Source organism: Streptomyces chilikensis, from assembly GCF_001642695.1.
Taxonomy (GTDB): Bacteria; Actinomycetota; Actinomycetes; order Streptomycetales; family Streptomycetaceae; genus Streptomyces; species Streptomyces chilikensis.
Window position 1 is genome coordinate 10,558 of record NZ_LWCC02000099.1, and the last position, 12,951, is coordinate 23,508.

Consider the following 12,951-nt stretch of genomic DNA (forward strand, 5'->3'; position numbering starts at 1 on the left):
CAGGAGGAGGCGCAGAAGAAGCAGGAGGAGGCCCAGGCCCGCGCGGAGCAGATGCAGCTGAGCCAGTTCAACCTGGCGCGCGCCGACCAGGAGAAGGCCCGCCAGGAGCAGGAGCGGAAGCAGGCCGAGGCCGAGGCGGAAGCCGAGGCGAAGGAGGCGGAGGCCGAGGCGAAGCAGGCGGAGAAGGAGGCGGAGGCCGAGCGGAAGCAGGCCGAGGCCGAGGCGAAGCAGGAGCAGAAGGAGAAGGAGGCCGAGCAGAAGCAGGCCGAGGCCGAGGCCAGGGCCGAGGAGCAGATGCGGCAGCAGGAGGAGGAGCAGAACAGGCTCCGGACCGAGCAGGAACTGCGCCAGGAACAGCTGCTGACCGAGCAGGAGAAGCAGGAGGCCGAGCGGCAGGCCCAGCAGGAGGAGGCGCAGAAGCGGCAGGAGGAGGCCTACCAGCAGGCCCAGGCCGCCTACGAGAGGCAGTCCGAGGGGCTGCTCAACCCGGGCGGCGGCCTCCCCGGCTCCGGCGACCTGAATCCGGGCGGCATCTCGCTCGGCTCCGGCGACCTGAACCTCGGTGACCTGGGCTCCCTGCGTCCGGACGCGCTCGCCTCGAACCCGTACTCCGAGGACGGCACGCTGACCAACCCGGGGGGCAGCCGGACCACGCTCGACGACAGCGGCCGGCTCGTCACGGAGCACCCGGACGGCAGCAGGGTGCAGATCGACCCCGACAACCGCACGGCGACCATCACCCGGCCGGACGGCACGGTCGAGACCGGTCCCCTCAACATCGGCGACCTGCTGCCCAACCCCGACGGCAGCACCACCCACCTGGACCGGAACGGCGACATCGTCACCGAGTACCCGGACGGCACGGTCACGACGGTCGACCCGGACACCGGCATCGGCACCACCACCCGCCCGGACGGCACCGTCACCACCGGCAACCTCAACGGCTCCCTCGGCGACCTGCCCTCCCTCTCCGGCACCGGTTCGTCGCTGCCGTCCTCCTTCACCTCGCCCTCCTTCACCTCGCCCTCCTACGACTTCGGCTCCTACGAGGAGGAGTTGTACGACGAGTCCCCCTACGATTCGCCCTACGCCTCCCCGGCGGCGCCCGCGATGACCGCGGCGCAGCGCGAGGCGGAGACCGGCACTCCGCTCAACACCGGCTCGCTGCCCGGCGGTCTCGGCATGAACGGCATGAACGGCATGAACGGCATGGGGGGCATGCCGATGGGCGGCATGCCGATGGGCGGCATGCCGATGGGCGGCATGCCGATGGGCGGTATGCCGATGGGCGGCGCGGGCGCCGGCAACCAGTCGGAGTCGGAGCGTGTCCGCAACGTCATCGACAGCGGGCAGCCGCTGAACAGCCGCGGCGGCCGTCCCGGAGCCGCCCCCGCGGCGCGCTCCGTCCAGGAGGAGAACGACGTGCGGGTGTCCCCGGCCCGCGCCACCGCGGCCACCACCAGCGGCAGCCCGTTCCTGCCCATGGGCGGTACCCCCGGCGGCCCCGGCGGCCAGCCGCAGACCCAGAGCGGCGACCGCGCGCGGGAGGTCTGGGCGCAGGACGACGACGACGTCTGGGGCACCGACGAGGGCGGCGCACCCGCCGTCATCGGCCGATGAACAGCACAGCACAGCGAAGGACGACCCCGTGACCGAACCGATCGAGCAGCGCATCGCCAAGGCGATGGCCGAACTGGAGTCCGTGCAGGCCGCCGTGGCGCGGGCCGAGGAACGGCTCTCCCACGCCTCCGCGAGCGTGCGCTCCCGGGACCGGGCCGTCGAGGTGACGGTCGGCCCGGCCGGAGAGCTGACCGGACTGAAGTTCCTGGACAACAAGTACCGCTCGATGAACGCCACCCAGCTGGCCGCCTCCGTGATGGAGGCGGTCGGGCGGGGCCGCGCGCAGATGGCCCGTGAGGTGATGGCCACCTTCGCCCCGCTGACCGAGCCCAGCGCCGAGGTCCCGGAGCTGCGCGGCGTCGACATCGACTGGAACCGCATCTTCGGGTCGGCGCTGAGCGCGGAGACCGACGGGTACGGCCGGCGCGGCGGAAGCCGGCTGCACGACGAGATCGACGAGGACACCGACGACGGCACGGCACGGGGAAGGGGCCGATCATGAGCGACGCGTACGAGGCGAATCCCGCCGCCCTCCGGAACAGCATCGAGCGGATGAAGCAACTACCGCTCATGGCACGCCAGTTGGGGCAGAACTTCCTCAGCCAGGAGCGGACCTACACGGAGTGGCCCGGCTGGACGGACGATTTCGCCCGCGAGGTCCGCCCCGTCTACGAGCGCAACAACGCCTACTGCCTGGACACCAGCAACAGCCTGTTCGAGGCGTTGGACGGCCTGGTCTCCGCGACGCTCGCGAACCTGGCGAACATCGAGCGGACCCGGTCCGACTCGAGCGAGCGCATCCGCGAGCACCAGCGCAGGACCGAGGAGGCCCTCGGCGGCGGAACCGGTGACGGGTCCGGCGGGCGTCACTGACACGATGAGGCGGTATCCCCGGCCGGGGCAGCGGTGTCCGACACGGACCGCGGCCCCGGCCGGGAGCACGGCGGCGGGCGTCAACAGGTCCCCACGGACAGGCCCGTGGCCGACAGTTCAAGGTGAGCGGAGTTTCGGTGCAGGAGATCAACTTTCCTGAGGACGTCAGGAAGATGCTCTGGATCCTCATCGGCGAGATGCCGTTGCAGGCCAGGGAGAACCTCGCCTACGCCAGCCAGGAGCTCTACCAGGACTTCGGCCGCGGCATCCGCAAGCTGAACGAGGAGATCCGCCGTTCGATCTCCGAGGCCTCCACCTCCCTGCCCAAGGACGTCGGTGCCCAGTACGTCCGGGGTCTGTCGATGCTGACCGACGACGGCGGCGTCAACCACCTCGACAGGATGATCGACCAGCTCGACGAGATCGCCCGCGGTCAGGTCGACCACTCGATCAAGATCCAGGCGGCGAAGTGGGAGATCATCGCCGAGATCGTCATGCTCCTCATCGAGCTGGCCCTGCTGGCGGCATTGGCCGCGATCACCGGTGGCACCTCCCTCTCCCAGATGGCGCTGGCCCGGGCCCGCAGCAGGCTGGCCGTGCTGCTCATCGTCCAGCGCCTGCTGCGGATGTCGCACCTCGCGCCGGCGCTCACCGAGGCGATGTCGGAGGCGCTGCAGACCCTGGCGGTGCGGCTCGCGCAGATCGTCCTGAACTCCGGTGACCGCAAGCCCGACGGGATCGACTGGAAGGACGTCGGCAAGGCGGCGGCGTTCGGCGCGGTCGTCGGCGCGCTCGGATCGGTCCTGGAGTTCGGCGGCAACCACCTGAAGAACTGGTTCAAGAACTCCTTCGACGACTTCGACAACTTCGTCAAGAAGCACCCCAACTGGAACATCACCCTGAACGGGGCCGGCGAGCTGGGCGGGGCGTTCGTCGTCGGCGCGGTCAGCGAGTCGGTCGGCGAGTACCTCGTCCAGGGCGCCTTCGAGGGCGACTGGGACTTCAAGTGGGAGACGTTCGTCGGCTCCGGCACCAGCTCGGTGTTCGACGTGGTCGCCAGCGGTGCCGCGGCGGGCGGCGCCCTGTGGCTGCACCACAAGTTCACCACCGACACCGGTCTCGGCGACCTCAACGACACCTCGCTGCTCGACATCGGCGGCAACGGCGGACCGGGCGGCTCGTCCGCCCCCGGCCCGGGTCCGGCCCCGGCGCCCGCACCGGTTCCGGCACCCGTGCCGTCGCCGCCGCCCACGCCCACGACCACGACCACGACCGACGTCCCTGACACCACCGTCGTCACGCCGCCGGTGACCCCCGTGCCGGCGCCGGTGGTGTCCACCCCGCTGACGGACCTCCCGGCCGCACCGGTGTCCACCTCCACGCCGCCTGTGCACGACGACGGCCACGACAGCGCCTCGGAGGTGTCGTCCCTGGACGACGAATCGTTGTTCGACTTCTCCGACACCGACTCGGTCTCCTCCGACACCACGTACGGATCGGCGTCCGTCCCGAACACCCCCGTCGGCTTCGATCCGGCGACGGCGTCCTCGCCGTTCACCGCCAAGGGCCTCTCCTCGACCGGCTCCCCCGGTGACCTCGACGGTGACGCCGCACGGGACACCGACGGCACCGCGACGGACCTCCTCGGCTCCGGCACCGGCGACAGCACGGACTCCGCGGCCGGCCCGACGGGCGTGACCGCTCCCGGCGCCCCCGCGCCGCACACGGGCACGGGCACCGGCGCCCCGTCCGCCGGCCCGCGCACGGTGCCGGAAAGCAGCGGGCGGACCGGCGACCCGGCGCCCGGGACGGCGGAGGACCCGGCCGGCCGGAACACCGACGACACCCCCACGCGCTCCCCCTCGGTCCACGCCGACGACACCGGCACGGGTGTGCCGCGCGGCAGCGGCGCCGGCACCCGGGCGCAGGGCGGCGCCGAGGACGGCACGTCCCTCTCCGGTCTCCCCCGGCAGGACGCGTCGCGGGAGCAGCCGGAGAACGGGCCGGCCGACGTCCTGCCCGCCGCGCCCCGCACGACGACGTCCGCGGCCGCCCCCGACACGCACGGTGAACGGCGCACCGCCACGGAGGACGACGCGACCGGCCGGGGCACCGGCGCGCGCCCGGACACCGACGACGCGCCGTCCTCGGCCGCGCCGGTCACGGCGGCCGGTACCGACGCCTCGCTGTCCGGGGCCGCCCCCGCACCGGCGCCGCCGACCGGCGGTCCCGGCTTCGAGGCGGCGCGGGCCGCCGCGCCCGCGGTGACCCGTTCGCACGTCTGGGCCGACCCGGTCTCCACGCCTCCCGATCCCGCACGGCCCGGGGAGACGACGCAGTACACCGTCCGGTCGCACTTCGACGCGCGCCGCTTCGAGTACGACGGCCGGTGGATCACCGACCTCACCGTGCGGGTCGCCGCCGCCCCGGACGGCCTGCCCGCCGACGTCTGGGACAAGGTGCGCTCCGGGGTCGAGACGTACTTCAACGCACCGGGGCACCACCTGGCCGACGGCGACCTGCTGCACGTCACCGTCGAGCAGGTACCGCCCGGCACGCACCCCGGCACGCTCGACGTCGATCTCGTCGGCCGCGACCGGCAGATGACCCGGACCGCCTGGTGGGCGGACGCCGAGCCCATCGACTACGCCCGCGAGATCGCCCACCAGCTCGGCCTCCGGGACCAGGTGCGGACCGGTGACCCGGCCGCGACCCAACGCCCTGAAGTACCCGGCAACTTGCTGGGCGACTACACCCGGTCCGCCTCGGACGGGTCGGTCCAGGGCGGCCTCGCGCTGCTCTCAGCCCTCGTCGGCGACCTGACGCCGGCGTCCCCGGAGCGCCCCGTCGCCGCGTCCGGCACGCTCTCCGGGCGACGCCCGGTGACGACCGCCGACGTCCGGCTGGGAGCCGAGCCGCACGCGCCCCGGCAGCCGCAGGCCGCGTCGACGAGCCCGTCGGAGACGGTTCCGCCGCCCGGCACGACGTCCGGCACCGGCACCACCGCCACGCCGGGCGCCGAGGAGGTCCCGGCTCCGGTCCCGCCCCCGGCGACGCCCCTCGCCACCGTGTCCGGTCCCGCGTCCACGCCCGGCTCCACGTCCTCCGCTCCGCCGGACTCCGCCGGCCTCGGCCGCGCGACGGACACCACCGGGCCCGACGACGCCTTCCGGCCCGGCCCCGCCGTCCACCCCGACTCCGGGACGGCCTCGGGCCCGGCCTCCGACGTCACGTCCGACCCCGTCACCCTCACCGGCCCGAAGTCCGGGCCCGGGCCCGGCGACGACCGTGCCGGGCACGCCCTTCCGCACGGCGAGACCACTCCCACGCCGCTCGCCCCGATCACCACCACCTCCGGCGGCTCCAGCGCCTCCACCACCGCCCCTGCACCTCGCGAGCGGCACTGGATCAACACCCACCTGGACCGCACCCGGCCGCCCCGGCTCGACCGCACCGCCGCCGCTCCCGCCGCGCGGCGGGAGCCGGCACGGTTCGACGACGGCACCGTCATGCCCGCGTACATCGACGACCTCGCCTCGCTGCTGCCCGCCGTACCCGCCGACCAGCTGGCCGAACTCCTCGCGGACCCGGTCACGTTCGGGCAGAGCGACGTGGCGCTGCGCGGCGTCCCGCAGATGCTCGCCGAGATCGAATCCCTGCTGTCCGGCGACGCGTCGCTGCGTCCGCGGACCCCCGGCCGGGACACCCCGCCCGGCACCGGTCTGATGGCCGACCTCCGGATGACCCTCGCCCGCCGCCCCCGCACGCTGACGGGGGGCCGCGCGTTCCCGTACACCGCCGCCGACGGGCGGACCCGCGTGCTGCACGTCACCGCCCGGCACTACGGCAACTGGTCGCGGTTCGCCGACGACCACGGCTCCCCCAGCAAGATCGACACCATGGACCGGGCCACTCTGCAGGCCGGGCAGAGCAAGGGCGTGCAGTCCGTCACCCAGCTCGGTCTCGGCGGTCCCTTCCTGAGCCCGGCCTCCGCACTGGCGTTCGGCGGCTTCGGGCGCCTGGCGCTGCGCGGCGGCCTCACCCGCAAGGTCGGCTACGGGCAGACCGACCAGGTCGTCAGCCAGACGGAGACCCGCACCCTCGACGGTTCCAAGGTCTACCTGGACGACGTGTTCCTGGAGCTGAGGGTGACCGACGCCGACGGCCGCGACGTCGGCGCGCCGGCGCCCGCCGCGGACGGGACCGGCCCCGCCCCGGACCCCGCGCCGCAGCCCGTGACCCGCTCCTTCGCCGTGCGCGACGGTCTGATGGTGCGGCTGCCGGACAGCGCGGTCGAGCGGTCCGGGCCCGGCCGGATCCCCCGCACCCTCGCGCTCGACCACGGCTCCCAGTACCGCCTGGTGCGCACGGAGGGCTTCGGCCCGGTCTCCCGGATCCGCGACTGGGCGGCCGGTGAGATCGGCGCCAGGCCCGGCAGCACCGCCTACCAGGAGCTGGACACCTTCTTCTCCAGCGACTCCTTCCAGCGGCACGCCCGCTTCCTGGCCCAGGGGCGGCTCGCCACCGCGCCCCTGTTCGCGGACGACCGCAAGCGGACTCCTCTCGGCTTCTTCGTCGTCGAGCGGGTCGTCCCGGAGCAGGCCCGGCTCATCGGCGAGACCTCCCAGGCCGAACTGCGCGACATCAACTCCTCCGTGGTCCGCAACGACCGTGGTCTCGGCAGGGGCGTCCACTTCGGCGTGGACGGCGTCGTCGGCCCCGCGTTCAACTTCCTCGACCTGGGCAACGGCACCCTCAACCTGCGCCTGCAGTTCGGCCCGGCGTTCCGGTACCTCTTCGCGGTCTCCCGGACCGCGGCCCTCGGCGGGTTCGGCGCCCTGAAGACGTCCGGGCAGGTCAAGGGCGACCCCACCGGTCTGTACCTGGTGAAGAAGACGGTCCACGTCCGCCGCGGCGGCAGCAGCGCCCCCGCGCGGCGCTTCCAGACCTGGAGCGTGGACCGGATGACGCGCACGGAGGCGCGCCGGCTCGCCGGCTGGGACGACGGGACCACGCTGCGGCAGCGGTACGGCTCGCCCGAGCCGTTCGCGCCCGCCCATCTGACCGTCGACCACCCGGTGACCCTCGGCATGCACCGCGTCGAGGAATTGGCGCACGCCGACGGCCGGCGCACCGACGGCGCCGACGACCGGGGCCTCACCCTGCCGGACTCCTTCGCCGACGCGGTCCTGGCCGCCGTCGCCGAGGAGTACCCGGGACTCGTCGCCCCCCTGGACCAGCTCGCCCCGCCCGCCTCGTCCGGGATCCTGGCCCGCACCCGATCCCTACTGGCACCGGCGGCGGCCCGCTCCGCGGGGCACCGGTGGAGCGACGCCGACGCCTACCAGACCGCGGTCGGCAACACCCTGGAGATCCTCACCGCGCTCTCCCACCAGAGCCTGTCCGGCGGCATGGAGGCGCTGATCAGCACGGGCATCCGGATCCGGCTCGTCGAACCCGGCACCCTCGGGCAGGGCCACCGCTACATCTGGGTGCACGGTGACCTGACCAACCGCCGTTACGAGGGCCGGCAGACCGACCTGAAGCTGCGCCACAGCGCGCCCGGCGGCCAGCGCCTGGACGGCCAGGAGAGCCGCAAGCGCGCCCTCGCCGGCGGCGCGGACCTCCAGCTCGCCTTCCGCGACCCGGACACCCTCATCAACGACGCCGTGGGCGTCCCCGACAACGCCGGCGTGCTGAGCCTGGGCTGGCGTTCCGGGACGCAGCACGACGACGAGACCGGCTTCGGCCTCAACGCCACCAACGAGCCGATGTCGGTGAGCACCGGGCCGTCCCACCTCTACCGCTACGACCTCGCGCTCTCCGTCACCCACGGCGGGTACTGGCGCTTCCGCGGCCTGCTGCGGGGCGTCGCCTCCCTGGGTCTGCTCGGCACCCGGCCGTTCGTCTTCAGCCGCCCTCAGGACCTCCTGATCGGCACCACCTCCGGGGGCACCGCCGTGCGCGGCGGCCCGCGGACCGGCCAGGTGCTGATCAGCGTCCCCGACCAGCACACCCCGGCCGTGGACCCCCACCGCCCGGGCGCCGCCAACCCGTACCTCTCCCTGCGCGGCCCGCTGGAGGCCGTCCCCATGCCCCGCGACCGGGCCTTCGCGCTCGCCTCCGGCGACCTCTCCCGGCCCGAGGGCCGGGCGGGCGGGCGGGGCAGCCGGCTCTTCCAGGACCTGCAGAAGCATCCTTTCCTCACCGTCGGTGTCGTCGTGCCCCCGGCGCTCGTCGACGCCGTCGCCGACGTGGTGCGCGGTGCCTCCGGCGGCGCCTGGCAACTGACCGAGGAGGGCGCGCCCGCCCGCGAGGCGGTCATGCGCGCCTTCCAGCCGCAGTTCGCCACCGCCAACTTCGACCAGAGCTCCGGCGCGCTCGGCCTGGGGATCGCCGGTCTGATGGCGAAGCCTCCGTACGCCACCCTGTGGGCGACGTTCCGGCACTACACCGCCGTCACCGACGTGCGGGCCCTGACGGGCGCGATCACGATGGACACCGAGATGGTGCTCGGCAGCGGCAGCCAGGCCGCCGGGAAGCTCGGCAGGAGCACCGTCCACTCGTTCGGCGGCCAGCTCACCTACACCCGGCCGCACGGCTCCGGCCCCGGCCCCGTGGGCGCCTACGGCATCGTGCTCAACCCCTGGTCGGAGAGTTCCCAGCGGAACCTGTCCGTCAGCCGCAGCATCGTCGCCGACCTCAACCTCAAGGGCTTCGGCCACCAGGTGCTGGTCACGGGGACCGTCGAGCACTGGGCGGCGATGACGTCGAGCCTGCTCGGCACCGCCGCCGCGGGCCGGTCCTTCGTACCGGACAGCCTCGCGGGATCCGCCGGCTCCGTCGTCCAGGTGCCCGGCGGCTGGCTGGCCCACGTCCCGGAGAAGAGCGCCCACCGGCTCGGGCTGATCGACGACGGGCTGGGCGACGTCCCCCTCTACACCCGCGACAGCTGGTCCCCGCAGCCCTGGCTGCGCGGCAACTCCTTCGGCACCTACCCGGTCAACTCGCTCGACCCGACCACGGTGCTCGCCGCCTTCCAGGAGCAGGTCGCCCGGCTCGGTCTGGACCACAACGCCCGGGAACAGATCCGGTTGACGGTCACCTCCCGGGTGCTGCGCGCGCTCGACCGGGAGCTGACCGGCTCCGGCGCCACCTCCCTCACCCGGTCGGGCGCCTGGGGCTGGGGCGGCGTCCGCGTCGGCAGCCGGCGCGCCCGGGTCCGCGTCGAACTGCTCCCCGGCACCCCGTCCTTCGAGATGCTCGACCACGGAACCGAGATGGAGGAGAACCGGCGCGCCGTCGAGACCGTGCAGCAGGGTGCCGAGTTCAGCTCGGGCAGCGACGTCGGCGTGCTGGTCGGCGAGCAGGTGGGCACCGGCAACGCCACCGCGGTCGCCTCCGGCCCCACCTACACCGAGACCGGTTCCTCCCGCCGCGCCGTCTCCGCCGGCCACTCCGTCTCCAGCAGCACCACCTACCGGGCGGCGTCCACCGAACCGCACGCCGAGATCGCCACGCCGTACCGGCTGCGCCTCACCCTGGAGTTCGACGACGCGCCCGCCGGTGGCACCCCGGGCACCGGCGCCGACGGCACCCCGGTGCGGGACGCCCTGCGGCGCTTCGGCGGCAGGCAGCGCGTCTCCGAGACCGGTGACATCGGCACCCTCGTCGAGCGCGTCCCGCTCAGCCTCATGGCGCCCGACCCCGACGCCCAGGGCCCCGCCCCGGACCCCCGGCTCGCCCCGCCGGACCTCACCGTCACCGCCCGGCCCCGCTCCGGCCACCGCCCCGAGCTGCTCGGCCCGGACGTCCGGTACGGCGACGGCACCCTGCGGCCGTTCACCTTCCCGGAGAACGGCTTCCACGTACGCCGCATCGTCGGACTCGACCACGTCCACGAGGCCAACGAGCGTGCGCTCGCCGAGGCGTTCGGCATCGACCTCACCGCCCTGGACGCGGGCACCACCGCCGACGGCGACCGCGACCGGCTGCTGCGCCGCGCCCGCGCCACGACGCTCACCAGGCCGGGCAGCGCCCCCGCGCAGGCACTGGAGGACGGCACCACCAACACCGCCCTGTCCACGTTCTACGACCAGGCGCTGGCCCCCGTCGGCTACCGGGTGCCGGGGCTGACGCACCGCAACCCGGTCGGCACCGACTCCGCCCACCTCGCCCTGCACGCCAGGCCCGACTTCGGCGGCGCCGTGCTGCTGAGCGTCGTCGACGGCCAGAAACTGGAGGTCCTGCGCGAGACGGCGGAGGGCGTGAGCACCTCGGTCTCGCAGGACAACACCCAGGACTCCGCCCTGGGCGGCGGTGTCATGGTCCGCACCGAGCCGACCGGGGTGAACCAGATCGGCGCGGCCGGCACCGGCCCGTACGCCAACGACTCCGACAGCACCCCCGTCGGTGAGGACCACCTGTCGTCCGTCAACGTCAAGCCGACGACGGGCCGCAGCTTCCTGTTCGCCGTCCCCACCGACTGGCTGAGCGTCGCCGAGGTGCACCGCGGCATCAAGGACGCCCGCGTCGGGCGGTACCTCGCGGGCACGTTCGGCATACGCCGTCCCGGACCCAAGGCCGTCGGCTCCCGCACCTACGCGCTGGCCTGGGTCCGCGAGGACGTCGCGCGCGAACTCGGACTGATCGACGACACCAGCTTCCCCGCCCGGGCCGCCCAGGCATGGGACGCGGTCGGCAGGGCGACCAAGGCCTGGACCGACGCCGACAAGGCCTACTGGAAGAAGCGCCGCACGGCCCTCCGCCTGCGCGAGGACCTCGACGCCGCCCGCGCCGGCCTGACGGACGCCCGGAGCACCGCCGACGCCGCCGCCCGCCGGCTGGCCCCCCTGCTGGACGCCGCCGACGCGGCGGACGCCGCCGTCCTGCGGGCCGAGGCCGGCGCACGCGCGGCCCACGCCACGGCGCGTGACCTGACGGACGCCGCCGACCGCTTCGACACGACCCGCACCGCCCTGGACGACGCCCTGCGCGCCGCGGAGCAGGACCGCACCCGCGCCCGGGCCATGACCGACACCGCTCAGGACACCCTGACGAACCTCCGGGGCCTGGCGGAGCTGCCGGGCTCCGAACTCGACGCGGACGCCGTCGACCTGGCCGAGGCGGAGCTGCGCACGGCGCTGGACGCCGCCGCCGCCCTGCGCGAGGCCGCGGACCTGCGGGCCGACTCCGCGCGGCGCGCCCACGAGACGGCCGTGGACCTGCTGGCCACCGCCGAGCGGAACGCCACGCCGGGGACCTCGGACCTCGTACCGGATCCCGTCCGCGCCCGGCGGACGGCGGCCGACCTCACCACGGCGGCGGACCTGCGGGTCTCCGAGGCCCGGTCGCGGCAGGCCGCCGCCGGCCGGCGGCTCACCGGACCGGCCCGTGCCGACGCCGACGCCCGCGCGGCACTCGAGGCGGCGACCGGCCGCCTCGACGCGGCGCAGGCGGCCTTCGACGCCCGCCGTGGCGAACTGGACGCCCTGCGCACCGCCGCGGAGAACGCCGCCACCGAGGTCCACCGGGTCCGGACGGCGGCCGACCGGCTCACCCGCTGGCACCGGCTCGCGGCCACCGAGGAGGGACGCGCCCGCCTCGGCGACCTGCCCGAGCCGCCCCCCGTCACGTACACGGCACCGCCCGCGCCGTCCGCCGCGCTCCCCCGCGCGCCCCTCCCCCGGTACACCCGGGACGCCGGCGGAACCCGCATCACCTCGCCCGACCAGGTGACGTACACCCTCCACAACGTGCCCCGGGACGGCGACGCCTTCTTCCACGCCCTCGCCGAGGGCCTGGCCAGAACGGCCCCCGACCTCCTCCTCCGGCACGGCATCGACCCGGCCGGCCCCGCGGTCCCGGCCGCGCTGCGCCGCCTGGTCTCCGCCCGGCTGACCGACCCGGCCGACGCCGACCTGCTCGCCGCCGTCGCCCCGGACGGCACCGACCGCTTCACCGCCGCCGAGATCGACGCCACCGGCCCCGTACCGGACCTCGCGCCCGACACGCCGGGCCGCCGCGAGTTCGACGCCCTGGGCGTCGTGCCGCACTCCGTGAGCCTGAGCGACCGTGCCCGGGCCGAGCTGGCCGTCGCCCAGCTCTCGCGCCCCGGCGACGCCGCGGACGAGGCCGGCTGGAACAACTCCGCCGCCGACCTGCTGCCCCTGCTGGCCGCGCGCACCTTCGGCGTGGACGTGACCGTCGTCCGCGACGACGGCACCTTCCTGCACTTCACACCGGGCGCCGCCGACGACCGTGACGGCTCCGACCGGCTCCGGGACCTCCTCGACGAAGCGGACGGACGGCGCCCGCACATCGTCCTGAGCCTGGACGACCAGCACTACCAGCTCGCCGTACCAGCCGGTACGAGCACGGGTACGGACGCGGATGCGGGCGTGGTGCACGCGGCTCCGTCGGGTCGGTTGACGCCCGAGGGGACGGCGAGGCTGTACC

2 protein-coding genes and 2 pseudogenes are annotated in these 12,951 nt (G+C 74.7%); all 4 read left to right on the forward strand.

The window, feature by feature from the left end:
- Nucleotides 1-1,620: pseudogene (locus A2U95_RS32950) on the forward strand (AAWKG family protein); the annotation flags it as partial.
- A 28-nt stretch (nucleotides 1,621-1,648) separates the two neighbouring features.
- Entirely contained in the window at nucleotides 1,649-2,122 is a 474-nt protein-coding gene (locus A2U95_RS24355) for a YbaB/EbfC family nucleoid-associated protein (protein ID WP_240957974.1), read from the forward strand.
- Nucleotides 2,119-2,493, forward strand: coding sequence for a hypothetical protein (locus A2U95_RS24360; RefSeq protein ID WP_166026782.1), 375 nt, complete (start codon nucleotides 2,119-2,121; stop codon nucleotides 2,491-2,493). The genes A2U95_RS24355 and A2U95_RS24360 overlap by 4 nt, the downstream gene beginning before the upstream one ends.
- A gap of 137 nt (nucleotides 2,494-2,630) precedes the next feature.
- Nucleotides 2,631-12,951 (forward strand): annotated as a pseudogene (locus A2U95_RS24365) (hypothetical protein); the annotation flags it as partial.